Below are 26,036 nucleotides of genomic sequence, written 5' to 3' on the forward strand. Positions count from 1 at the left end.
CTAACGAACTTTCCAATGTATCACTAATTCACGTTTAAATTCTTTCTTACACTGCTTTTTTAATTTTTCGATAGCCATCTCCATCATAGAAATATGGCTTAATTCTTTCACCTCAACATGCATATCTATTTGTTTATCTGTAATATACGTTTGAAAGGAACGTATGGTACGTTCATGACTTTCTTCAAAAGCTTCTGCTAAGGCTAAGGGAAAGGACAATTTTTGTATCATCTCTCGATCCCCTTCTTTTAGTACGGAGAGATACGGAGACTGCTTAATAAATTTACTGTTTGCTCCATGGGAATAGGATGCAATAAAAGCACTGAGTAATTGCTCTCGATGAGATAATCCATAGAGATTACTATTAATAATCATATATGCACTATGTCTTGCATGGCTGTAATAGTTGATTTGTTTTCCTAAATCATGGAGCAAAGAAGCTACTTTCAAGATTAATTTTAAGCGCTCTCCTTCTGGCATTAGTTCTTTCCATTGTTTATAAATCTGTTTTGCCAGTTTCGCAATATATAAGGAATGGTCCACATCGTGAGGCGTGAAAGAACGCAGTACATTTAAAGTAGAGTGGGTCACAATATCATCTACAACGCCATTTTTTTGAAGACATGGTAGCCCATACTTCTCTGCTGAATAGTTGGCTCCATAATACTGAAAGAATAGCCCTTCCCGCAAGCCACAACCGCTGACAATCATAGACGATGCCCTTGTATGCTCCATCAATTCTATAATAATGGCCATACCTGCTACGATGATATCAGCCCGTTCTGCAGATAACCCAGAAATCTTTTTCCGTTCCTCCCACGGTGTTTCTTTCACCCGATGAAACAAAGCCTCCATAGCCGCTTTTTTTACCTTGTAATTGTGCAGTTTAGGGATGGGATAATTTTTCTCCCGTTGGTCCATTTTGGCAATATTTCGGGCTGTCCCTCCAATTCCAATAAGAGGTAATTTGGCATGTTTCAACCAACTTTCACGATGCAATACCTCTTGGATATAACGCACCATAGCTTCGTATTCGGCACTTGTAAACTCATGACCCGATTTAAATTGTCCTGTCATCACAAGAGCCCCCATAGGAAGGCTAACAGATTTTTTTAATTGTCGATTTTCAATTAAGCTAATTTCTATACTAGCTCCACCAAGGTCAAATACAATAAAATCATCTAATCCTATGGTATTGACAACACCTAAAAATCCTAAATATGCCTCTTCCTCTCCACTAATGGCACGTAAAGGAATCCCTGTTTCTGCATATACACGACGAATAAAGCTATTACCATTTGTGGCCAATCGCACAGCCGCTGTAGCAATACCTTGAATCTCTGTAACTCCCATAGCCTTTGCCATATGCGACAAGGCTTTCAAGGTTTTAATGGCGCGTTCCATAGCAGGTTTTGTCAACATTTGATGAGTCCACATACCCTCACTGAGGCGAATGGACTCCTTCTGTTGATATACCAAGCGATAACTGCCTGAATCTGTAATTTCTGAAATGACAAACCGTACTGAGTTTGATCCTAAATCTATTAATGCTACTCGTTTCATAGGTCTCCTATGTACACAGAAAGGCACTTTCCGTATATGCTACTGTGAAAGTGCCTTTCTCATTCTATATTACTCAATACCAAAACAACGCTTACCATTCTCTAAGGCAATAGCAGCTAGTTCTTCTACATCCATACCACGCAATTGTGCAATTTCTTGAGCCACAAATTGTGTTTTAGATGGATCATTGCGACGCCCTCTAAATGGAGGTGGCGTCAAATAGGGGGAATCTGTTTCGATGAGCAAACGGTCCAATGGAATGTGCTTCGCTACTTCTTTTAGATTCGTAGATTTAGGGAATACTACAGGTCCGGCAAAGGAAATATAATAGCCCATTTTAATAAATTCTTTTGCCATTTCTAAACTGGTAGAAAAACAATGGAAGACCCCATAATTGCCTTTCCCATGTTCTATTAGCATATCTCGAATAGCCCCGTGCGCATCACGATCATGGATAATAATCGGTAAATCCACTTCTCTCGCAATGGCTAATTGGCGTTTGAAAGACTCTGCTTGCACATCTCTATCGGAAAAATCATAGTAATAGTCTAAACCGATTTCGCCAATGGCTTTTACTTTAGGATGGGACGCCATTTGTTTAAACCATGCATAGTCTTCTTCTGTGGCATCTTTAGATTCATGTGGATGCACACCTACCGCTGCATAGACACGGTCATACTGTTCAGCCAAAGCAATGGCAGACTCTGCTGTTTGACGATCCACAGCAGGGCACATAATATACTCTACGCCTTGGTCAAAACAGTCTTGAATCATCTGTTCCCGATCATTATCAAATCGTTCATCATTGATATGCGCATGTGTATCAAACAATCGCATTATCTCACCACACTTCCTGGAGTTAAGGATTCAATATTCGTTACTTCTAATTGATCCTCTTCATTAGAAGCGGATAAAATCATACCTTCTGACATATGGCCCATGATTTTTTTCGGCGCTAAGTTTGCCAAATAAATCACTTTTTTACCAATTAAGTCTTCTGGTTTGTAGAATTGAGAGATACCACTCACTACGGTGCGTGTTTCAATACCTAAATCTAAGGTAAACAACAACAATTTTTTAGATTTTTTTACAGCTTCGCAAGTCAATACTTTCGCTACCCGTAAATCTAATTTTGCAAAATCATCATATTCGATGGCCTCTTTAATCGGTGGAATATTGCTAGTATCTACCACTTCCTCAGTGGATTCTTCTGCAGTTCCTGGAACTACTTCTACCATTTCAGGAATTTCAAAACGTGGGTAGATTGGATCTCCTTTTACTACTTTTGTACCTGTTGGAAGTGCACCAAATGTGCGCACATCATCTAGCATAGCTTGTGCAAACCCTTGTAAACCAAGTTGTTCCCAAATTTTAGGAGCCCCTGTTGGAATCACTGGATCCACTAAGACAGCGATAATACGCAAGGATTCTGCCAAATGATACATCACAGCTTCTAAGCGCTCTGCATCGCCTTCGTTAGCCCCTTTTGCGAGTACCCAAGGCATCGTTTCATCAATATATTTATTCGTACGACCAATGAAAGCCCACACAGCTTTAAAGGCTTTGTTGTACTGCATATCTTCCATCAATTGTTCGTAGTCTTTTACTGTTTGCTCAGCTAGAGCAATTAAATCCTTGTCAACATCTTCTGTTGGCGCATGTTTTGTAATAATACCACCATGATATTTTTCAATCATCGCTACGGTACGATTCAACAAGTTGCCTAGGTCATTGGACAAGTCTGCATTGATTTTCGTAATAAAGTTAGGCAAGCTGAAATTACCATCATTGCCTAAATGTACTTCATTCACCAAGAAATAGCGCAATGCATCAGAACCGTAAGTATCAATCAATGGAATTGGGTCGATTACATTACCCAAGGATTTACTCATTTTTGTACCATCGACTACAAGCCAGCCATGACCATATACTTTTTTCGGCAATGGCAAGCCAAGACTCATGAGCATAATCGGCCAAATGATCGTATGGAAACGAACAATTTCTTTCCCTACTAAATGCAAATCTGCGGGCCAGTACGTTTCAAATAAATCACTGTTTTCATCCAATGGGTTTAAAGCAGAAATATAGTTAATCAACGCATCAAACCATACGTACATAACATGTTTTTCATCAAATGGTACTGGAATGCCCCAGTTAAAGCTAGTACGAGATACTGCCAAATCTTCTAGGCCTTGTTTCACGAATTGAATCATCTCATTACGACGAGATTCTGGTTGAATAAAATCAGGATTCTCTTCTATAAATTTGAACCATTGATCAGCGTATTTATTCATGCGGAAGAAATAACTCTCTTCTTGTACTACTTCTAATGGACGACCGCAATCAGGACATGTTTTTTCTGGACCTAATTTAGATTCTGGCCAGAATGTTTCGCATGGTACGCAGTATAAACCTTCGTATGAAGATTTGTAAATATCTCCATTATCGAATGCTTTTTGGAATAAATGTTGGCAATATTTGATATGTCTTTCATCTGTAGTTCTAATAAAATCATCATGAGAAATATTCAATTTTTCCCACAAATGTTTAAATCCATCAACAATTTGCGTCGTGTACTCTAAAGGAGTAATGCCCATCGATTCCGCCATACGTTGGATTTTTTGACCATGCTCATCAGAGCCTGTCAAAAATCGCACATCATACCCCGCTCTACGTTTAAAACGAGCAATTGTATCAGCAATGGACGTACAGTATGTATGCCCAATATGTAATTTCGCACTTGGATAATAAATTGGTGTCGTAATATAATACGGCTTCTTAGTCATCTGTTCTCTCCTTACTATACCATTCAATTTCATTATATATATCGCGCCGTGAAAGGCCACGCTCTTTTGCAATTTGACGGGCCGCCTCTTTTTTTTGCACCCCTTCTTCAATTAAGGCTAAGGCTGCCTCTAGTGGTGAAAGCACTACTTCCTCCACCTTTATTTCATCTGTCACAGTCTCCTTGCCACCCACCAAAAGGACAAATTCCCCTTTTTCTACGATTTGACTGAAATCATTTCGTAAGGCTAGCAAGGTAGTTCGTGTAAAAGTTTCAAACTTTTTCGTCAGTTCACGACCTACTGTGATAGGGCGATTCCCCAGTCCTTCATATAAGTTTTGGATAGTTTCTTCTATACGATGAGGAGCTTCATAGAAAATCAGCGTTCCTTCGTAGGTAGCAATCCGTGATAACACCTCTTTTACATTCTGCTTTCGTTTCGGCAGAAACCCTATGAAGTGAAATTCCTTCGTATTTTGCCCCGATGCGATAAGCGCCGTTAAACCCGCATTCGCACCTGGTAAAGGAACAATGGGTATCCCCACATCGATAGCCTCTTTCACCAAATCTTCACCGGGATCAGAAATAGCAGGCATCCCCGCATCACTGACTAAACCGATGGATTGACCATCCAATAAACGCTGGATGAGGTCATCCCCCTTCTCCGCTTTATTGTGTTCATGATAGGAAACCATAGGCTTAGCAATATTAAAATGTTGTAATAATACTCCTGTATGACGCGTATCTTCCGCTGCTACCACATCTACTTCTTGTAATGTACGCACAGCCCGATAGGTCATATCTTCTAAGTTCCCAATGGGTGTGGGAATTAAAAATAATGTCCCTTTATGACTACTCATAATATGCTTGTACCTCATCTGAATAGGAACCATCTACTTCGCAAATATATAAAGGTGGTTCCACCATCATACCTAGTTTTCCACCATATTTTAATTCTAGTAATACTAACTTGCTCACTTTATCTTGATTACCATGAATAAAGCGCATTCGTTTTACCCTAAATTGAGTCTGTTCTACAGCACTCAATAAGGATTCTAATCGTGGGGTTGTATAAATCATCCACAGTGTGCCGCCAAATTTTAAATATCGTTGGGCTTGTAGCAATCTATCTTTCATAGAATATTGTTGTTCATGTAAGGCTAATGCTACACTTTCTTCTTGTGATAGAAGTCCACTATTCGATTCAAAATAGGGCGGATTCATGTAGATACCATCAAACTGACCATAATACAGTTTGCCAGCATCGGTCATGTAATCTAGGTCCACCATAGATACAGCATCTGCAATATCATTATGAATCACACTTTTCTGAGCTAACTCAATCACAGAGGAATTACAATCTACACCGACCACATGACGAGCTCCACGATGGTACAATACATGAGGAATCACTCCTGTGCCTGTACCTAATTCTAAATAGTGCTTATTGGATTTTGCCTCTCCAAAATGAGCGAGCAAAATAGCATCAATGGAAAACTTAAATTCTCCTTCATCCTGAAACAACTGAAACCCACTCAGAAGCAATTCTGTGACTGTAATATTACTCTTCATCCGGTAATGCCACTTCCGACCAATGTAAGTCGATAGTTCGTCCCGCTTCTAATTGTACTTTTACTGTCTTTTTCATAGTATTGATTTTTAAGACTTTTCCTAACCCTTCATCGGTGACTACTTCTTTGCCGATACCAGGTGGCTCTGCTACAGGAGCTGGTTGTTTTGCTTTTTGCGAATACAAGTCTCCTCCTTTTAGGTAGGAGTCATTTTCATAGTTCAAACAACACATCAAGCGACCACAAATGCCAGAAATTTTTGTTGGATTTAAGCTCAAATTTTGATCTTTCGCCATACGAATAGATACAGACGCAAAATCGCCTAAGAAATTAGCACAACATAATGGACGTCCACAAGCACCAATTCCATTTAATACTTTTGCTTCATCGCGCACACCAACCTGTCGCAATTCAATGCGCGTACGGAATACATTGGCCAAATCTTTTACTAATTCTCGGAAGTCAATTCGACCTTCTGCAGTAAAGAAAAATACAATTTTATTCATATCAAATGTGTATTCCACATTGATTAATTTCATAGGCAATCCACGATAAGCGATTTTTTCTAGTCCAATCTCAAAAGCTTTTTCTTCTCGCTCTCTATTTTTCTCCACTTGTTTAAAATCTTTTGGCGTGGCTTTACGCGTCACTTCTTTCAGCGGTTGCACCACGCTATCTTTCGATACTTTCCGTGGCCCAATTACGACTTCCCCAAATTCCAAACCACGAGAGGTTTCTACTATGACACCATCTCCTGTCGTAAGGGTTACAAACCCTGGGCTAAAGTAGTAGATTTTGCCAGCTTTTTTAAAGCGTACTCCTACTATAGTAACCACTATATATCCTCCTTCACAGCCTCCCTTAAGGCTAATATAACTCCATCTATAACAAGGCCTAAGCGCACATTAAGGCGCAACGCCTGTTCTGCTTCTAATGTAATAGGCACAATTCGTTGCAAAGATTTTGATGACCATCGTGGTAAAATCATTTGCATTCGGAATTGATATTCACTTAATATCATCTTTTCACTCTCTGTACCATACCGCAAGGCTAACATATCTCTTGCTAACACACGTAACCAGCTCAATATATCGAGTACCACTTCTTTTGAAAGTCCCTCAAAGGATAGAGCTAAGGTAGTAAAGAAATGACTTCTTTCTACTACGCATTCTAGTACTTCCATAGCCTTTTCTAAACTTTCAATACCACCAGCCTGCGCCCACTGACGAGCTAATGTTGGATTTCCACGAGCACTTCGCACAGCACGTCGAATATCTCCTGTATACCCTTCTTTAGTTAAGGATTGCACCAATTCCTCTTCTGGCACTGGTTGCATACCAATGAGCATACATCTTGACACGATGGTGGGTAGTACATTGTCAATATTGGTAGTGATAATGATAAAATGCATATTCCGTGGTGGTTCTTCAATCGTTTTTAGCATCGCATTCGCTAAGACAGTATTGGCTGTCTGAAAACCTTCTACGATAACCACCCGCGGTGTATCACTAGATACATTGATATACTTCTCTAATAAGGTATACCATTGTTCCACACTGAGCTGTGTTTTCATAGGGCGAATCCAAAAGGCTTGACCTTGATCAATATAGATTGGCAATCCTTTATCTTTGACTGCGCTCTCACTTTCACCAGACTCAATGCGTTGTTGCTCTATAGTGGATAAAAAAGTTCGTCCTTCATCAGGAGAAAAAATCTGACGTCCCACTAATAGGGACCCAATGGCGATGGCCATGGATGTCGACTCTAAACCTGTTTCTCCGTAGAGCAGTAAGCTATGGGGCAAAGCAGAATCTCGGATTAATGTAGTAATTTGTTCTTTCACTTGGTGTTGACCAAGTACAGTTTCAAAAAATGACATACATCCTCCTTTACCTCATAAGACTACCCTTTATTATAGCATGTTATGGCAATAAATACACGAATAAAAGAAGAAACACCTCATGGTTTCAGCAAAATATTTGCACTCCATGTGGTGTTTCTATCATATCCTTTTTTGAACGTGTGTCGTACCATAACAGACTATCCATGATTATACTATTCACACTAGTGAATAGGTACGACACATTTTATTAGCTAGGGACTAGCCTTTACATATATATTGTTTTGCAATACTATACACTTCCTCATGAATGTCATCAATAGTGCGTAACTGATTGCTTTCATTCTCGCAGTGCACACGGTGCCAATCATAGGTATTCACCAACATATCATAAGCATCATGAACCGCCGTCAAATGAGAGGCATCCTTTTCATGTATATCACCCGTATTGCCACCTGTTTTGCCTGTGCGTTCTGCTAACAGGAATTTTGACAAAGACAAAGGCATATCCAATAAGATAACCGCATCTGGTCTTGGCAACCCATATAAATCGTACTCTAATTGGTCAAGCCATTGTAAAAACGTATTTCGTTCTTTTTTATCAGTGTACTTTATCATTTGATGCACCATATTCGATGTAGTATACCGATCGGCAATAATGATGCCACCTTCTTCGTAAAAGCGTTGCCAATCTTGACGATACGATGCAAATCGGTCTATGGCATAGAGCGTACTAGCCACATAGGCATTCACTGAGTTCGCCTCTTTTCCAAAGTCTCCTCGCAAGTACATTTTAATTGGTTCTGCTGCTGGACTATCGTAATTAGGAAAACTTACAGACCGTACTGGGTATCCTTCTGCTTTTAGTCGTTCCAATAATTTTGCCGTCTGCGTGGCCTTACCACTGCCGTCGCCGCCTTCAATAATAATTAATTGTCCCATATGAATCTCCTTATTTACAAACAATGATTGTATCTAGATTGCGGTTCTTGGCACCATTCGGTACATACCCATCACATTGTTTCTGTTTCATATATGCCAATACTTCTTCCGTTATAGTCTCACCTACACCTAGGCAAGGAATTCCCGGTGGATAATACGTTATAGTTTCCCCACTAATTCGCCCTAGGGCTTCTGGTAAAGGGATTTCTTCCATCTCTGTATAAAATGCTTGCCGCGGTGAAAGTGCCACGATTGGTGTAGGCAATGTTTCTACTGTACTTGCATAAGAATCAATAGAGTTAGTAATACTTTCAATCCTGTGTCTATATAGATCCGAAATATCTTGCACTGCATCTATGACCTGTTGTATAGATGTATCCGTATCACCTATGGTAATCAATAACAAGACATGGTAAGCTTTCATGAGTTCCACTTCAATATGACGTGCTCGCAACTCTCGTTCTAACTCTTGTGCTGTCAGTCCAAGATCCTTTGCATCGATAATAATCTTAGTTTCATCTAAACTGAAAGCACCTTCTATGTCCTCAACACTAGGACAAGCAATACCAGGAATCTCATTTAGAGCCCTTCGCAAAGTACGAGCTAAGTGCAATGTATCTTTCATAAGAGACTGTCTCTCTGTAACCCATTGATGGCGCGCCATATCCAAAGATGCTAAGAAAATATAATTCGGACTAGTGCTCATCAAGATTTGTTGTAATCGTTGAATACGGTCTACATCAATACGAGACCCCTGTCCATGGAGCATCGAGGTCTGTGTTAAAGACCCTAATAACTTATGTGTACTTTGAGCGACTAAGTCTGCTCCACTCGTTAAAGCTGGCACTGGCATTCCTAAAGATGGCACAAGATGTGGTCCATGAGCCTCATCCACTAACACTAGCATATGTCTTTCATGAGCTACCTCTGCAATTCGTTTTGCATCTATGCCCACGCCATAATAATTAGGATGCACTAGCAATATAGCCTTTGCCTCTGGGTGTGCATCCATCGTAGCGATGGCCTCCTCCGCTGTGACCCCTACTGGTATACCCCAGCGCGGATGAAAGCGCCCTTTCATATAGATAGGTTTAGCTCCACTTAATACTAAGCTATTATGAACAGAACAGTGAGCTTCTCTAGGAATGATGATGGATTCTCCTTCTTTCACTGCACTCATTATCATCATTTGAATCGCACCAGATGTTCCATTAATAGAAAACCATGTATGATCGGCTCCAAAGGCCTGTGCTGCCAGTTGTTGTGCTTCTAGCAGTTCACGCTCTGGCTCATGATAATCATCGATGGCATACATTACACCTAAATCATAGGGTAAGGCCTTTCCCATCCACTCTGTGAGTAATGCAGGAGCTCCCTTACCAATCTTGTGCCCAGGCGTATGAAAAGGCACCATATGTTGTTTTTTATATTGTTCTAAAGACTCCACAAAAGGAAGTCGATTTTGATTTAATCTTTGTTTCATATATTTAACTATTGATTCTTTTACAATATTATTAAATTTATAGATCTACATACTCTATTTAGTATTCTACCTTACTCTGTACATCGATTCAAGGTATTCTATCACCATCTAATTGTAGATTTCCACCATATTACATAAGGATATTATACACTGCATGATTATAAAGTTTATATGTAATATACTATCTTCTAGCTTTTTAAGAAACAAAAAACTGTTACAATTTGTAATTTCTTACAAACTGTAACAGTTTTTGATTATTTACTATATTCCGCAACGTATTGGGAACCTGCTTGCACATAGTGTTCCATTGTATTTGCCACTTGGTGTAAATCTTGACTAGTCAAAGCATTGATGTCTTGACCGCCCGTTGCACTATTGATAATTTGTGAAATTTCGTAACCACTATATCCTAGCACAGACAAGCGGTTGGATAAACTTTTAATTAAGCTCATTGCTAACCTCCATTTGTGTAGTAATTATTTGAATTCATTTCCAAAATTGGATCCTTCCGTGGTCGGGTTTAACCACCATAGCTAATAGTCCGTCATAAGAATGTTTACAATAAGCATCCATTTGTATACATATCTTAACTAGCATCAGACTATATTGCTATGTTAATTAATATTATAACGATTTTTTTCGATATTGTCAAGCTTATTCTATAGAATAAAATATATTAAAAAAATCGACCCCCAAAAGGGGCCGATTTTCCATACTAACTTGTAATCAAAAGCGTTTACGCTAATTAAAACCGATAGTATTGAACATACAATTATTTTCTACTTTTAGATGCTAATGTAGCCAACATTGCTTCTTCAGTACGACGTCGTACTGCGTCCACTAATGGTTTAACTTCTAAAAATTCAGCATCAGTCAAACGAAATGTACGTCCTTTACGTTCAAATAAGGATTTTTTGCGACCTGCACCAGCCCGCTTGCCGCCCCAATTATTACCTTTCATGATAATGCCTCCCTCACAATAAGTAAAAATAAAGACGATTCACATTAAATACTAATTATACTGCTCTAGATTTAGTATATACTTTTATTTTCATAATTTCAAGATGAAAAAACATATATAGTGAATTTATTTGATTGAATTCCTTCATCAATTCAAAAGTCATGCAAGGATTAATCAAAATCACTTTCATATACACAGTATATGCAAAAGAAAAGCCAAAATAGAGCAAATGCTCTATTTTGGTTGTTTCTGATTTTTTTAACGAGGCCGTCCTTTTTTAGGATTATATAGATTCATTCCTTTATCGATACCTACTTCTACACAACCAAGAACAGCTTTCATCATAGCCTTAACGCCCTTCTTTACTGTATCCTGTTGTTCTTCTGGAAATCGTGATAATACATGATCTACCACGGTCCACTCCGGCAAAGGTCGACCAATGCCAAAACGAAAATGTGGAAAACCGTCCGTTCCTAAATGACTAATCATAGACTTGATCCCATTGTGTCCACCTGCACTTCCATTTGGTCGAATTCTAATCTTCCCAACTGGTAAGTCCATATCATCATATATAACATAAACATCCTCAGGTGTAAGCTTATAATATCGCATTAAAGGACCTACAGACTCACCACTAAGGTTCATAAATGTTTGCGGTTTTACCAACAATACTTTTTCGCCCGCTATCGTGCATGAACAGAGTTCCGCTTTATAATCTTCTCTCCATGGTGTATGACTCACGCCATCAGCAATAGCATCCACTACCATGAATCCGATATTATGACGAGTTCCCTCATAGTCCCTACCTGGATTTCCAAGTCCAACTATTAACTTCATCTTATTTATCAAACAAAGAGCTTACAGACTCTTCTCGGAAAATACGTAAAATCGCATCTCCCAATAAAGGAGCTACGGACAGTACTGTAATATTAGGTAATCGACGTTCTTCTGGAATATCAATTGTATTTGTTACAATTAACTCTTTAATGTTGGAGTTAGCAATACGTTCGCAAGCTGGATCTGTTAATACTGCATGTGTCACACAAGCGGTTACAGATTTAGCGCCAAATTCTTGTAATGCTTTCGCCCCTTCTACAAGCGATCCTGCTGTATCTACAATATCGTCAATAATGATACAGTTTTTACCTTGTACATCACCAATTAAGTTCATTACTTTCGCAACACCTGGTTGTGGACGTTTTTTCTCGATAATTGCAATTGGTGCACCAATACGGTCCGCTAAATCGCGGGCACGCGTTACACCACCAAGGTCTGGAGATACAACGATGACATCTTCCATTTTCTTTTCATTAATATAGTTTGCAATAATGGAAGCCCCCATTAAATGGTCTACTGGCACATCAAAGAACCCTTGAATTTGACCTGCATGAAGATCTACAGTTACAAGGCGAGTAACACCAGCAGTTTGTAATAAGTCTGCCATTAATTTTGCTGTAATTGGTTCTCTACCACGAGTTTTTCTATCTTGGCGAGCATATCCATAATATGGTACAACGGCTGTGATATGACGAGCTGATGCACGTTTCAAAGCATCTGCCATGATGAACAACTCAACTACATTATCATTCACTGGATAGCTAGTTGGTTGTACGATAAATACGTCTTTACCACGTACACTTTCATCAATCATGACTTGTACTTCACCATTATTGAAGCGACCTACAAAGGCTTCTCCTATTGGAAGGTCCAAATAATCACAAATTTCTTTGGCTAATGCTGGATTTGCATTACCTGTAAAAATTTTGAGTCGTTTACCATCTTCTAATGTCATGTCATTACTCCTCTAAAACAATTGACTTACAATTTGATGCACAAAGGCTCTATGTATATTGTACTTCATTTTCTCAATTTTGTGTAAACTATTTTATCATTTTTTTTACACATTGTTATTTCTTGAAAGTATCATCTGTTACCCAGTTCTCTTTGACCACTTGGCGAGCCCGTCCGAATGCTAATCCACGGTTTGGCACATTCTTCGTTATAGTGGAACCTGCAGCCACATAACTTTCACTACCAATCGTTACAGGCGCTACTAAATTAGAGTTACAGCCCACAAATACGCCATCCTCAATGATAGTTCGATGTTTCTTTTTACCATCATAGTTCACCGTGATAGTTCCGCAACCAATATTAACTTTAGATCCTACATCACTATCACCGATGTAAGATAAGTGAGGAAGTTTGGTACCTACCCCTACCACGCTATTTTTAACTTCTACAAAGTTACCAATTTTCACTTTATCAGACAATACTGTATCTGGACGCAAATGAACAAATGGACCAATCACCGTATCGTTCTTGATTTCGCAATCATGTGCATAGGAATCATGGATATGGTTATTATCTCCTACTGTTACGTTGGACAAGCGTGTATTTGGCCCCAATATATTATTTGTTCCTACCACCGTATTGCCTTCTAGCGTTGTATTCGGATAAATAATGGTATCTGGTCCAACCACCACTTCTGGAGCAATGTATGTACTATGAGGGTCCACTAGAGTCACGCCAGCTTCCATGAGCGCTAAGTTGGTGCGATTGCGCAAAATTAACTCTGCTTGTGCCAACTGCAAACGGCTGTTTACCCCTAAGGACTCATCACTATCCATAGTCATATATGCACTTACCGTTTTGCCAGCTCGTACAAGGATGCTCACCACGTCTGTAATGTATAGCTCACCTTGTGCATTGTCATCTGACAATTGTTCTAAACAAGGCCATAATTCTTTAGAATCAAAAATGTACATACCTGTATTCACTTCATGCACTTTTAATTCATCTAGTTTGCCATCTTTTTCTTCTACGATGCGTTCAACAGACTTGGCATCATTGCGAATGATACGTCCATAGCCATATGGGTTATCCATATACGCCGTTAATACTGTAGCTGCTGCCCCTGTTTCTGTATGATGTGCCAACAATTGTTCCAATGTTTGTTGCGTTACCAATGGTGTATCGCCACACAACAACAAGATGAGACCTTCATGGTTACCCAATACAGATTCTGCTTGTTGTACCGCATGACCTGTACCTTTTTGCTCTAATTGTGTGACGTATTCCGCACGGTCACCTAAATAGGCTTTCACATCATCGCCACCAAAACCAACGATAACCACATTGCGCTTCGCCCCTACAGATTGAGACGCTTCTAAGACACGTTCCACCATAGCTTTACCAGCTACTTTGTGCAATACCTTTGGAAGTTTAGATTTCATGCGCGTCCCTTTACCGGCCGCTAAAATCAAACCAACTAATTCACTCATATGCATCCACCTTTATTGTTATTGAATAATAATCATATATAAATTAGCATACCATATTGTGGGAGATTTTTCGACTGTTAATTATAGTATGTATCGCCTAACATGTGATTATGATACACACTAGGATATTATACATTGGCATCTCCCTAAACGGTTATCTACCCTTGTTATCTTACGATGGAGTGGTCTAATAACCATTCTAATACATTTCTCTGTTGAATCCCATTATAGCTTGCATTCTTATTAATCACATCGAAGGTTAATAGGAACTTAGGATAATGATCTTGTATTTGTTCTAACGGTTTAAGTTCTCGTTCTAACGTATGAGGATCTAGTACACTTTGACTTACTTGGTAATATTCTATGATACCATGTTTTTGGGCAATAAAATCTATCTCACCTTTTTGTAGATGACCTACATAGACCTTGTACCCTCTACGTATGAGCTCTAAAAATACGATATTTTCTAATATATGTCCTGTATCCTCACCACGATTGGGTAACAAGAATTGTTTTAACGCTACATCCGCTACGTAATATTTTGCATTCAGTTGTAATACTTCTTTTCCTCGTACATCATATCTATTGACTTGATACATTAACAACGCATCTTTTAGCCCACTCAGATAACGTTCAATAGTTCTACCATCCACTTTACGCCCTGCACTGATTAGGGAGTTCTTAATCTTGGTAGGATTGATAAGACTTCCAATATTAGCGAACAAATATCTAGCCACACTTTCCAATAATTGAGGGTCTCCAATTTTACTGCGAGTAATAATGTCTTTCAACACAATGGTGTTAAATATGCCCTGTAAATAATCTAGTATCATCGGCAGATTATCCCCTAACGTTAAAGTGCCCGGGAAGGAACTATATTGAATATATTTTTGATACAATTCCTCTAATAATTGGTGCTCATCGTTTCCATGAGCCTCACAAAATTCTTTGAATGAAAGTGGCAACATATCTAGCTGTACATAGCGTCCCGATAATAATGTGGCCATTTCAGAAGACATAAAATACGCATTAGATCCAGTGATGTATACCTTCACCTTATCTTTGATGTACAAACTGTCCACCACTTTTTCAAAATTAGGTACGTGTTGTATTTCATCAAGAAATATATACATCTCTTGATTCGGTATAAGCCGTTCTAAAATATATTCGTACAATGTACGATACTCTTGTAAATGTTCATACTCTAAATCTTCAAAGTTAATACTTATAATCCGCTCTGGCTGAACATCTTGAGCCAACAGCTCTTCCTTATACAATTGAAAGAGCGTTGACTTACCACAACGACGGATACCAGATACAACAATAATCGCATCCGTGTACCGATGATTACGCAGAAAGTCTAAATACTGTTTACGTTCAATTAACTTCATATGTTCCCTCCTTTGTATTATGGATTTTATTGCAAATTTCGTTTAACTTTTATATTTTATGGATTCGACAATATATTCTTGCAGTCATTTTATATATTCCATAACATATTTTTACAGGATTTTATCATTTTATGTAATAGAATGTAGTTTTTTATTTATTTCACTATTTTTATGGATCTAATAACATTTTTACATAAATTAACCTTATTTTATGTAATGTAATGCAATATCTCATTACATTTTATCATTTTTATGGTTTCTATGACAAATTCATTTAAATAAATTCTATCTTTTTCATTGAATATTGTTTTATACGAAAAAGGAAAGCCTACTTTTAGGCTTTCCTTCGTAACTTTCACTAGCGCATCCTACTAGTATCTATTCTTTTATTAGCATTGAAATATTTGTTTATACTTTATCAGCAGCCGCATAGATTTTTTGTACCCCTCTATTAGATAAGTAGCAAGAGAACATACAAAGGACTACACCCACTAGCAATGTGTAGAAACCCATGTCCCAGCCCCAATGGTCTACAACGAAACCAAAGAGTGTTGTTCCTAAGGAACTACCCACAAGGTAACTCATAAAACCACGCAAGCCCACGGCAGATCCTAAGGCAAAGGTTGGAATGACTTCCATTGCCTGTACTGGAATCATAGATTGTGGAATGTAAATCAAGCAGCCTGTAATACAAGCAAATACAGTGGCCCACAAAATACTATCAGAGTTCATATACCCAATGACACAAGCAAAGATAACCACCAAGCAATAGATTGGTAATTGCATAATGCGACCTTTGAAGTATTTGTCTACTAGGTAGCCTGCCAAGATAGTAGATGGAATAGCAGCCCATTCAAACAACATGTACGCTACACTCATCTCTGTTTTCGTAAAACCTTTTACTTTCAGTAGGTATAAAGGAATCCAGGTAATCATGCCAAAGCGTACCATGTATACGAATACGTCGATTAATACCAAATACCAAGAGTTTGGATTTTTAAATACAAAGTTGTAAAACACCTGGAATGCATTCATATTCTCTGGTTTGTCCGCTGCCATTTTAGCAGATTTTTGTCCTGCTGCTTCCTCTTGGAATACTTCCTCCACAGTTGGCAATCCTTCTTCGGTTGGGCGCTTACGAACAAAATACAAGACTAATAAGACACAAATAGCGGCCAAGATAGCTGGTACTGCAAATGTACCGATTCGCCAATGCTCTGTTCCTAAATAGCCAATCGCTACACCCACGATAGGTGCTACAATGCCACCGCCTAAATTGTGGGACATATTCCAAATCGTACTAGCACGCCCCCGCTGAGATCTAGGGAACCAATAGCCTACCGTAATAATTGAAGGTCCAACACCCATCCCTTGGAATAAACCTAATAAAATAACGAGTCCGATAAATAAGGAATAATGTGTGGTGAATCCCATCAATACATTTAAAATGACGCATAAAGTCAAACCGATAGCCATAAAATACTTCGGATTTGCTTTATCTGCCAACACAGACATAAACCCTTTGCTAAGTCCATATGTAATCAATAAGCAGCTAGATAATAAACCTAATTGCGTTTTACTTAAATCTAGCTCACCAGATAAATAAGGCAACGCTAAATTAAAATTACTACGCACTAAGTAATAGGCTGCATATCCAATCCATACACCAATCAAAGAATTCATTTGCAAGCGTAAAAAACGACTTTTTACCTCTTGACTAACAACTTCCATACTAACGCCTCCTTTACATTGTATATCATGGCATAGTATATACCTTTTTCAATTGATAGGCTAGTAGTTTATTTCTAAAAGAGCCTCACCTTTTCTTACGAAAACCTATATACCTTTCTGTTAGGAACACAAAACGCCATACAATTCTAACTACACGTAGTCAGAAGCATATGGCGCTATGTACATCATTTATGGTAACGCATAAACGTATCTATTTAATTTTACAACGCAAACCGATAGGTTCTCGTTGCATAGGCCCGAACTGGTCGTCCGTTTCTAGTGGCTGGTACGAAAGTCCACTGATATGCTACTTGCATAACGGCTCTTTCAAATTCAGGTTGTCCGCTACCGCCGATAATATCTACGGAGCTAACCGATCCATCTTTTTCTACCACTAATTGAACAAGTACAGTGCCTGTTTTACCTTGGCGGAGCATTTTAGGAGGGTACGGTGCTTCTACATCATTGACCAGAGATAAACTACCAGCATCGACAATCACTCCATCATCGTTGCCGCCTCCCCCGTTACCATCTCCAGCGCCTTGGCCGTCGCCATCTCCGTTACTATCACCATTTCCATTGCTAGGTCCCGTACCTTCTCCACTGCCTCCAGGATTTTCTGGAAGTGCTGATGGCGGTGCTACAATCGCTACATTTTTAGGGGCTTCCACTTTCACTTGTTCTAAAATTGCTTCTGCGTCAGCTAGATTCGTAATCGGTGGTGGAATTTCACGTTTTTCAGTATGGGGTGCTGTAATCGCTGGTCCTGCACTCGGTTGCCCTGCACTACCTTTGTCCTCATGAACCAACTGCACCTCTACAATTTCATCCGATTCTGGTGTCGGTGTTTGGATATGACCCAATACGCCTAGAAGTACTACAAGACCTATATTTGTCAGTCCGGATATCACTGCGGGTATACGCCATCGTCTATCCATAGTACCTCCTTATTTACTATCTGTCGCAATGGATACTTTAACAATACCCATTTGTTTCAATGTGTCTAAGACAGTAACAAATGCGCCATATTCAGCTTTCGCATCACCACGCAAGATAACGACCATGTCATCGCCCTTCGCTTTTTCAGCTTGCAAGTAACGAATCATTTGATCAAGCGTCACCGGTTGCGCTTCCACATAAATTTGTCCATTGCTAGTTACGGTAATTGGAATTTTACGTTGCAAGTCCACTTTCGATGCCACTGCTTGTGGTAATTGAATTGGCACAGATTTTTGTACGACCATCGTCAACATACTCATCATGAAGAATACCAATAGAAAGAAGATGATATCAATCATTGGAATAATCATGAGTTTCGGTTTAGACGTAGTCCGTAAGGATCTAAGCCGCATGGTTGTCACCTGCCAATTCCGCCATATACATAGCACTTGCATCTTCGATTTGGCTAATCAAAATATCTTGTTGTTGCACTAAGTATGTATGTAAAATTAAAGCAATAATTGCCACGATCAAGCCTGTGGCTGTAGCAATCAAGGCTTCCCCTACACCGCCAGTAATGGCAAATGGTTGTCCTTCAGAAATAGATAATACGCTGAAAGAACCAATCATGCCTGTTACTGTACCCAACAAACCCAACAAAGGAGCCATTGTTACGATAGATTCGATGTAGTTTAAATATTGACGTAATTTTGCAGATTCACTAATGGCTGCTGCTTCCAACAATTTTTCTTGTTGCTCTTTGTTGTTGCCACCACGAGCTGCTTCTGCAATGACATGGGTAGCCATACCTTTGCTTGTTTCTTTTAAAGCTTGTAAGCCCTTCCAGTTGCTTTGTTGTACTAGTGGGATAATCTTTTCACGCAATGCATTTACATCATCTAACATAGAGCGATAGAAACGCAAGCGCTCAACGAAAATAATCACCGCAATAAAAGAACAGAGTAACAATGGATACATTACATATCCACCCTTAATAAATAATTCAAATAATTCCATGTGATACCTCCTTATACATAAATACTTATTTCACTGTTTCCGTAAAAATAATATGAATAGAATCTTCTGTCGGACCTTCTACGATGCGACTATGTACACCATATAGATTTTGAATAAACTCTGGTGTCAACAACTCTTTTGGCGTCCCTGTGCCAACCACTCGTCCTTTTTCCAAGGCTACTAAACGATGACAGAATTGGGATGCCAAGTTTAAATCATGAACAGCCATCAATACAGTTACCCCAGCATCACGAACGATTTCCAACATTTCCAATTGGTACTTGATATCCAAATGATTCGTTGGTTCATCCAAAATCAAACATGGGCTTTCTTGTGTTAAGGCTCTGGCCAAAATCACACGCTGTTGCTCTCCCCCTGAAAGGCTCAAGAAATTCCGTGTTTCCATATGGTCCATCCCCACCTGTGCTAAGGCTTGTCTAGCTATAGTATAGTCCTCTGGATATACCTCCAAAAATTTCGTACGCCCATACGAATTAATATATATGTATTGCTTTCAATACATAATAACATGCTGTTTATAATTATACTTCATAGAATCTTCATTTTACAATATATTTTTCAAATATAACTAAATTTCATATTTAAGTCACTCTATATTATCTTAACTTATTATTTTTGTGATAGTATCAGTTTTCTATGATACGTATTATTTTCCTATAGAACATGTATGTAATCTGTGGTACTATGATAACTGAATACACTAAAGGAGGTATCTATGCAACAAACCAATAAAAAAGGTCTCATCACCGCTTTAAGTTGCTATTTTATTTGGGGACTTTTACCCATCTACTGGGGTCTTCTCCACCATATATCAGCCTATAGCGTACTGGCACACCGCATTATATGGTCTGCCCTCTTTATGTCCTTTGTGGCTATCGGACTGAATTACAAACAATTTAAGAAAGATTGCCTGCATTTAAGACAGAATATATCTCAATTGGGTCTACTATTTCTAGCTTCTATCTTCGTATCTAGTAATTGGGGCTTATACATCTGGGCTATCTCCAATAACCGCGTTATGGATACTAGCTTTGGCTATTACATCAATCCGTTACTAAATGTAGTATTAGGGGTATTGGTATTTAAAGAAAAGCTAACATTTCCGCAGTGGTGTAGTGTAGGCTTAGCTACCATCGGCATCATCTTCATTTCTCTACAAATGGGAAGCACCCCTGATTTAGCACTTGCCATTGCCTTAACCTTTGGTCTTTACGGCCTAGTGAAGAAAAAACTATTGATTCATCCTTTTACAAGCATCGCTTTTGAAGCTTGGCTTGTAGCCCCTTTAGCACTAGCATACACGACGTATATCGACGCTAGTTCTTGGACAGCATTTCAAAATGATTCTTATACAGCTGCACTATTCGTAATCTCTGGTCTAACCACCTCGGCACCACTCGTTTTATTTACCTATGGAGCGCGATTATTACCCTTAAACCTGTTAGGATTTCTGCAATACCTATCGCCCACCATCGCTTTACTTATTGCCATCTTCTATTTCGGTGAAAGCTTCGATACCAATAAAATGATTGCCTTTTCTTTCATTTGGGTAGCCCTTGGAATCTATACAGCATCCAATTACACTAAATAAATACAAAACAGCCTGTGCATCATTTGCGCAGGCTATTTTTATAGCATGACCTCCGTATATTGTCTCAATTCATCTTCCATATCTAGTTCTACTGCATATTTAGACAGTTTTAATAAATTTATATCGTTACTAAAAAAATATGAACGTATTACTTCTCTGAAAACTTGTGCATCAACTCGCTTTTTATCACGAATTATGTCAAGTACCGTTCTTTCCTTATCATATGTTATGATAAGATGCCCAAAAGGGCTCAATTGTTCTACTTTCCCAACACTAAACTGATCCTTATTTACATATTTAAAGTTAATATTGTCTTTTACCTTCGATACTCGACTAACATTATCTCCAACCATAACAGTCATAACAAAATTATTAGGTATTTTGGTCGTCAACCCATGTAAATAAGCAGCTGTCTCATGTGAAAAAGCCCCTTTTCTTATACGATGTGAGAAATATAAATACTCGTCAATATTCTCATGAGGAAATGCATATAATCCTGTCGCTACTTTTTCCAATGTATTATCTAGCACTAATGCTTTTATCGTATCTTTATGAAACCCTAACTCTAAAACTTCTTTTGTTGTAATCACTCCACAATTATCTTCTATTGTTTTCAATAATCTTTCTTTTTTCCCCATATATCCACCACCTTTTTATTCTTAAATTTTATATCTTATAAGAACAATAGTCAAATCATTAATTATTTATATTCTTATTTGCAACAGATTTTATCACTAAAAATCACATTCTAAACTTCTTATACAATCATTCTCTTTCTTGCAAAACTTTTATAATTCTGTATCCCTAGCAACTGAAAATTATTTTTATTTACTGTATACTAAACACATAAAAGGAATTAACTCCCCTGAGAGTACGCTCCCTATACTTTATTACGCTAGACCTATGGTATCTATATTTGTAGCAATGTCTGTATTCTTTCAGCAACTTTCAGTCAAAAAGTATCTGCAAATGATGATACCATAATAATGATTATACTAATAGTAAACACAGAAAGGACTCGCACATGGACACAATGAAACAAGCTCTTGGGCTTACAGGCAATGACAGAATGGAAGTTATGATCGATATTAAAGACCGCTTTCTCGGTGGCACCTTAGATTTAGAAACAGCTCGTACGTTATTGAAAGAAAAAATCGGCACTTGTACACCTGATGAATTTGCTTATGGCGAGCAACAATTAAAAGGGTCTTACACAGACGAAGAAATCACCCATCGTATGGATGACTTATTAGAATTATTCGATGGCATTTTAATCCGTGCGAACAATGAATATCCTGAACACCATCCATTAACAGTGTACCTCAATGAAATCAATGCCATGGAACAACAGTTGACGGAAATGGAAGCTTTGTTACAAGCACCTCACTTCATTCTGAATCCTTGGCTTGGCGTATACGATGCCCTCACCACTTGGCGCACCCATTTAGCCCGCAAACAAAATCAATTATATCCAGTCTTAGAGCGTTACGGTTTCGATCGTCCGACAAAAATCATGTGGACCTTCGACGATGCTGTTCGTGATGCTATCTCTGAAAGTAAACAACTACTAGAATCCGGGAAGGAATCTGAATTTTTAGCTAAACAAGCAGACGTCATCGATATTATCCGTGACCTCAATAACAAAGAAAAAGAAGTACTAATCCCAACAGCATGGAAGTTATTACAAGACAGTGACTTCATCACTATGAGCCAAGGCGATCATGAAATTGGATTTGCTTTCATCGCCCCTCCTCCATTTTATAAAGGCCGTCCTGATGCAGAACCTAAGAACCTTGGAGAGGCATCTGCAAATGTGGGACATGTAACAACACAACATAATCACGCTGATGTGGAAAATCATGAAAACACCCAATTAGGTGGTACTGGTAACCCTACCGCTCTTTTACAAGAGTTAGCACAATTAGTGGGCAAGTATGGCATTAACGGAAGCCCTGAACAAACGCATGACCTAGCTGTGGGGGCCTTAACGATTGAACAAATTAAATTAATCTTTAAATTCTTACCTGTAGATATTACCTTTGTCGATGAAAACGACTTGGTTCGTTTCTATAATGATACAAAGCACCGTATCTTCCCTCGCAGTTCTAATATCATCGGTCGCATCGTACAAAACTGCCATCCAAAGAAAAGTCTACCTTTAGTACAAGAAATTATCGATTCTTTCAAAGCTGGCAGACAAGATTACGCTGAAATGTGGATTAACAAGCCGGACCTATTCATCCACATCGAATACATCGCAGTGCGCAATGAACAAGGCCAGTTCAAAGGCATTTTAGAAATGGTTCAAGATTGTACGCATATTCGTAGCTTAAGCGGTTCTCGGAAAGAACTAATTTGGGAAGGTGCTAATTCTGCGTACCATGCCGTAGACCACATCGATTACAAGCATGTACGCCAAGAAGATAATACAACTAACTCAACTGAACAAGGCACGGTGCCAGAAAACACATCACAATCTACGGTCTATGAAAATGATCTAGGTTTAACAGGCGATACTAAACTATTCCCTCTATTTGATATAATCCCTGGTCTAAAAGATCATATGATTCATATCAATCCAAACTTTAAAATGCTAAATTCTCCACTCGCTAAATTAATGAAACATAAAGCTACTTTATCCATGGTAGCAGAACGCGGTGAGATGACATTAGATGCATTAATCCAAGCTATTTTAGCTTTCAAGTATAAGAACCAATAGGATATTGAGGACTGTAACAACCTATACATTTTTACATGTTGCTACAGCCCCACTTATTAAAAATATAAAAGTAGAGGAAAGTTGATGCTGTTTGTTCAACTTTCCTCTATTTTATTGGTAGGCTATTTTGTTACAGCCCATTGTATTCTTATGTCTATTCTTTTCATATACCACTGTGCAGTTCGCCGAATGAACCATGTATTATATACATGTTAAAAAGACAGACACAGTTTTACTGCAAAACTATGTCTGTCTTTTTTATTACTCAATCTCTTTATTTTTAATTTTTTCCAAGAATATTTCGATTCGTTTTACCGCTTCTTTAATATTCTGCAAAGAGTTAGAATAAGCTACACGTACAAAGCCTTCACCACAATCGCCAAAGGCATTACCAGGAACAATGGCAATACGTTGATCATAGAGTAGTTTTTCACAAAACTCTTCCGATGTCATGCCTGTGCTCTTAATAGACGGGAATACATAGAATGCCCCTTCTGGCTCGAATGTATGAAGTCCCATACGATTGAAAGCGCTCACCAACAAGCGACGACGCATATCGTATTCTTCACGCATGTATTGGATATCTTTATCCCCATTTTTTAACGCTTCGATAGCTGCATATTGAGACATAGACGGAGCACTCATAATACCATATTGATGCATCTTCGTCATTTGTGCAATAATCGGTGCTGGACCTGTGGCAAATCCAAGGCGCCAACCAGTCATCGCATAGGCTTTGGAAAATCCATTAATTAAGATTGTCCGCTCTTGCATACCTGGTATAGATGCAATAGATACATGTGGTTCATCACCATAGGTAAGTTCACTGTATAACTCATCGGACAAAATAAATAAGTCATGCTTGATAACCACTTCTGCAATAGCTTCCAAATGCTCACGGCGTAATACCGCTCCTGTTGGATTATTAGGGAATGGTAATACTAACAGCTTTGTCTTCTCTGTTACAGCCGCTTCAATCGCCTCTGGAGTCAAACGAAACTCATCTTCTTCTTTCGTAATAATCTGCACTGGCTTTGCATTACACAATTCTGCTAATGGCGTATAGCACACAAAGCTCGGCACAGGAATCAATACTTCATCCCCTGGGTTGAGTAAGGTACGACAGGTTAAGTCAATGGCCTCTGAGCCACCTACGGTTACAATCACTTCCGTAGTTGGATCATAAGACACATGATACTTTCGTTCTAACCAGTTAGAAATCTCTTCTCGTAATTCCATAAAACCACGATTAGGAGAATACCAAGTTTTTCCCTTTTCTAATGTATTAATACCTTCTTCACGAATATGGTAGGGCGTAGCGAAATCTGGTTCACCAATACTAAGGGAAATGACATTATCTAATTCATTAGCAATTTCAAAAAAACGTCGAATCCCCGATGGTTTAACTGCTTTAATTTCAGCATTTAAATAGTTGTCATAATTAATCATCGAATACATTTCTCCGATCTTCACGAACTCCACCCGTGTGGAACACAATATTATTATCTTTATAACGCGTTAAGATAAAGTTTGTTGTGGTGGAAAGCACTGAATCTAATGTAGATAAACGGCGAGATACAAACAAAGCAATATCACGCATGCTGGCCCCTTCCACGATAACCGTCAAATCATAGCTACCAGACATAAGGTATACACCTTGTACTTCTGGAAATTCCATAATTCGTTCTGCCACTTTATCAAAACCTTGATCTGGAGCAGGAGTCACACCTAATTGGATAAGCGCAGTAGATTTATTTTGGTCTACTTGTTCCCAATCAATGACTGCTTGGTACCGTTTAATAATACCAGACTCCTCGAAGGCTTGAATACGACTCGCCACATGCGCTTCTTCACTATTGAGCATAATGGCGAGGTCGGCGGCCGACATGGAGGCGTCCTCATCTAATAAACGTAATAAACGATGATCCAATGTGTCTAATTGTACTGTCATAAGGGAGACTCCTTTCTTATGATTCACATCTATGTTTTATAAACCATAGCATTGTACATATATTCTCAATGCTTATCTTTTTATTATAGTCAGTTTCTCTGAAAGTCGCAATACGTTATGTTACACCTACACAATTTAATTACAAGATAGTCTACTCGAAGCAAGTCTATACTGATGATCGAACTAGAGATACAACATATCCCCTCATATTAATATTTCTTTTATACCAGTTTCTAACTTCATGGATAAT

25 protein-coding genes are annotated in these 26,036 nt (G+C 38.6%); 2 read left to right on the forward strand and 23 right to left on the reverse strand.

Annotated features, from left to right (window positions below):
- The 20 genes from HMPREF3032_RS06530 to HMPREF3032_RS06625 all read right to left on the reverse strand — a co-directional run bounded on the left by HMPREF3032_RS06530 (position 1) and on the right by HMPREF3032_RS06625 (position 19,976).
- A complete protein-coding gene (locus HMPREF3032_RS06530) occupies positions 1–1,563 on the reverse strand; it encodes a Ppx/GppA phosphatase family protein (protein WP_062403234.1) in 1,563 nt (520 codons plus the stop codon).
- A 69-nt stretch (positions 1,564–1,632) separates the two neighbouring features.
- Complete coding sequence (locus HMPREF3032_RS06535; RefSeq protein WP_062403237.1) at positions 1,633–2,400, reverse strand: TatD family hydrolase; 768 nt, start codon at positions 2,398–2,400, stop codon at positions 1,633–1,635.
- A complete protein-coding gene (gene metG / locus HMPREF3032_RS06540; RefSeq protein WP_062403240.1) occupies positions 2,400–4,349 on the reverse strand; it encodes a methionine--tRNA ligase in 1,950 nt (649 codons plus the stop codon). Before metG ends, HMPREF3032_RS06535 begins: the two co-directional genes overlap by 1 nt.
- A complete protein-coding gene (gene rsmI / locus HMPREF3032_RS06545; RefSeq protein WP_082717809.1) occupies positions 4,342–5,208 on the reverse strand; it encodes a 16S rRNA (cytidine(1402)-2'-O)-methyltransferase in 867 nt (288 codons plus the stop codon). Before rsmI ends, metG begins: the two co-directional genes overlap by 8 nt.
- Complete coding sequence (locus HMPREF3032_RS06550) at positions 5,201–5,920, reverse strand: tRNA1(Val) (adenine(37)-N6)-methyltransferase (RefSeq protein WP_062403246.1); 720 nt, start codon at positions 5,918–5,920, stop codon at positions 5,201–5,203. Before HMPREF3032_RS06550 ends, rsmI begins: the two co-directional genes overlap by 8 nt.
- Positions 5,910–6,755 carry a PSP1 domain-containing protein gene (locus HMPREF3032_RS06555; protein ID WP_062403249.1) on the reverse strand — a complete coding sequence of 282 codons (846 nt, stop codon included), beginning with the start codon at positions 6,753–6,755 and terminating at the stop codon, positions 5,910–5,912. The genes HMPREF3032_RS06550 and HMPREF3032_RS06555 overlap by 11 nt, the downstream gene beginning before the upstream one ends.
- Positions 6,755–7,798 carry a hypothetical protein gene (locus HMPREF3032_RS06560; RefSeq protein ID WP_009354006.1) on the reverse strand — a complete coding sequence of 348 codons (1,044 nt, stop codon included), beginning with the start codon at positions 7,796–7,798 and terminating at the stop codon, positions 6,755–6,757. Before HMPREF3032_RS06560 ends, HMPREF3032_RS06555 begins: the two co-directional genes overlap by 1 nt.
- Before the next feature lie 222 nt (positions 7,799–8,020).
- Positions 8,021–8,701 (reverse strand): dTMP kinase, encoded by a 681-nt coding sequence (locus tag HMPREF3032_RS06565; RefSeq protein WP_062403252.1) that lies wholly within the window; start codon positions 8,699–8,701, stop codon positions 8,021–8,023.
- Positions 8,702–8,711: 10 nt separating this feature from the next.
- Positions 8,712–10,184: an aminotransferase class I/II-fold pyridoxal phosphate-dependent enzyme gene (locus tag HMPREF3032_RS06570; RefSeq protein WP_062403255.1), complete on the reverse strand. Its 1,473-nt coding sequence runs from the start codon at positions 10,182–10,184 to the stop codon at positions 8,712–8,714.
- 254 nt (positions 10,185–10,438) lie between these two features.
- Positions 10,439–10,636 (reverse strand): hypothetical protein, encoded by a 198-nt coding sequence (locus HMPREF3032_RS06575; RefSeq protein WP_009372177.1) that lies wholly within the window; start codon positions 10,634–10,636, stop codon positions 10,439–10,441.
- A gap of 320 nt (positions 10,637–10,956) precedes the next feature.
- The gene (locus HMPREF3032_RS06580) at positions 10,957–11,145 is read right to left on the reverse strand and encodes a hypothetical protein (RefSeq protein WP_009372189.1); all 189 of its coding nucleotides are present in this window, start codon (positions 11,143–11,145) and stop codon (positions 10,957–10,959) included.
- A gap of 258 nt (positions 11,146–11,403) precedes the next feature.
- Positions 11,404–11,982, reverse strand: a complete 579-nt coding sequence (pth, locus tag HMPREF3032_RS06585; RefSeq protein WP_009372201.1) for an aminoacyl-tRNA hydrolase — start codon at positions 11,980–11,982, stop codon at positions 11,404–11,406.
- A gap of 1 nt (position 11,983) precedes the next feature.
- On the reverse strand, positions 11,984–12,937 hold the full coding sequence (locus HMPREF3032_RS06590; protein WP_009372162.1) for a ribose-phosphate diphosphokinase: 954 nt from the start codon (positions 12,935–12,937) through the stop codon (positions 11,984–11,986).
- A 115-nt stretch (positions 12,938–13,052) separates the two neighbouring features.
- Positions 13,053–14,426, reverse strand: coding sequence for a bifunctional UDP-N-acetylglucosamine diphosphorylase/glucosamine-1-phosphate N-acetyltransferase GlmU (gene glmU, locus HMPREF3032_RS06595; protein ID WP_062403258.1), 1,374 nt, complete (start codon positions 14,424–14,426; stop codon positions 13,053–13,055).
- A gap of 167 nt (positions 14,427–14,593) precedes the next feature.
- On the reverse strand, positions 14,594–15,817 hold the full coding sequence (locus tag HMPREF3032_RS06600) for an ATP-binding protein (protein WP_062403261.1): 1,224 nt from the start codon (positions 15,815–15,817) through the stop codon (positions 14,594–14,596).
- A gap of 408 nt (positions 15,818–16,225) precedes the next feature.
- Positions 16,226–17,548, reverse strand: coding sequence for an MFS transporter (locus tag HMPREF3032_RS06605; protein ID WP_062403265.1), 1,323 nt, complete (start codon positions 17,546–17,548; stop codon positions 16,226–16,228).
- A gap of 221 nt (positions 17,549–17,769) precedes the next feature.
- Positions 17,770–18,486, reverse strand: a complete 717-nt coding sequence (locus HMPREF3032_RS06610) for an energy transducer TonB (protein WP_062403268.1) — start codon at positions 18,484–18,486, stop codon at positions 17,770–17,772.
- Between the two features lie 9 nt (positions 18,487–18,495).
- Positions 18,496–18,900: an ExbD/TolR family protein gene (locus HMPREF3032_RS06615; RefSeq protein ID WP_062403271.1), complete on the reverse strand. Its 405-nt coding sequence runs from the start codon at positions 18,898–18,900 to the stop codon at positions 18,496–18,498.
- On the reverse strand, positions 18,890–19,504 hold the full coding sequence (locus HMPREF3032_RS06620) for a MotA/TolQ/ExbB proton channel family protein (RefSeq protein WP_062403273.1): 615 nt from the start codon (positions 19,502–19,504) through the stop codon (positions 18,890–18,892). Before HMPREF3032_RS06620 ends, HMPREF3032_RS06615 begins: the two co-directional genes overlap by 11 nt.
- Before the next feature lie 25 nt (positions 19,505–19,529).
- On the reverse strand, positions 19,530–19,976 hold the full coding sequence (locus HMPREF3032_RS06625) for an ABC transporter ATP-binding protein (protein ID WP_240633651.1): 447 nt from the start codon (positions 19,974–19,976) through the stop codon (positions 19,530–19,532).
- A 264-nt stretch (positions 19,977–20,240) separates the two neighbouring features.
- Here HMPREF3032_RS06625 and rarD point away from each other — a divergent pair, with 264 nt between their 5' ends.
- Complete coding sequence (gene rarD / locus HMPREF3032_RS06630) at positions 20,241–21,116, forward strand: EamA family transporter RarD (RefSeq protein WP_062403276.1); 876 nt, start codon at positions 20,241–20,243, stop codon at positions 21,114–21,116.
- Positions 21,117–21,154: 38 nt separating this feature from the next.
- Here rarD and HMPREF3032_RS06635 read toward each other — a convergent pair whose 3' ends face one another.
- Positions 21,155–21,754, reverse strand: coding sequence for a type IV toxin-antitoxin system AbiEi family antitoxin domain-containing protein (locus tag HMPREF3032_RS06635; RefSeq protein ID WP_062403279.1), 600 nt, complete (start codon positions 21,752–21,754; stop codon positions 21,155–21,157).
- Between the two features lie 386 nt (positions 21,755–22,140).
- Between HMPREF3032_RS06635 and HMPREF3032_RS06640 the strand changes: the two genes are divergently transcribed.
- Positions 22,141–23,835 (forward strand): DUF438 domain-containing protein, encoded by a 1,695-nt coding sequence (locus HMPREF3032_RS06640; RefSeq protein WP_062403282.1) that lies wholly within the window; start codon positions 22,141–22,143, stop codon positions 23,833–23,835.
- 261 nt (positions 23,836–24,096) lie between these two features.
- Here HMPREF3032_RS06640 and HMPREF3032_RS06645 read toward each other — a convergent pair whose 3' ends face one another.
- The gene (locus tag HMPREF3032_RS06645; protein ID WP_255358264.1) at positions 24,097–25,308 is read right to left on the reverse strand and encodes a pyridoxal phosphate-dependent aminotransferase; all 1,212 of its coding nucleotides are present in this window, start codon (positions 25,306–25,308) and stop codon (positions 24,097–24,099) included.
- Positions 25,277–25,786: an Lrp/AsnC family transcriptional regulator gene (locus tag HMPREF3032_RS06650; protein ID WP_062403287.1), complete on the reverse strand. Its 510-nt coding sequence runs from the start codon at positions 25,784–25,786 to the stop codon at positions 25,277–25,279. The genes HMPREF3032_RS06645 and HMPREF3032_RS06650 overlap by 32 nt, the downstream gene beginning before the upstream one ends.
- Positions 25,787–26,036 lie beyond the last annotated feature (250 nt).

This window comes from Veillonella sp. DNF00869, assembly GCF_001553345.1.
In the GTDB taxonomy this organism is placed as follows: domain Bacteria; phylum Bacillota; class Negativicutes; order Veillonellales; family Veillonellaceae; genus F0422.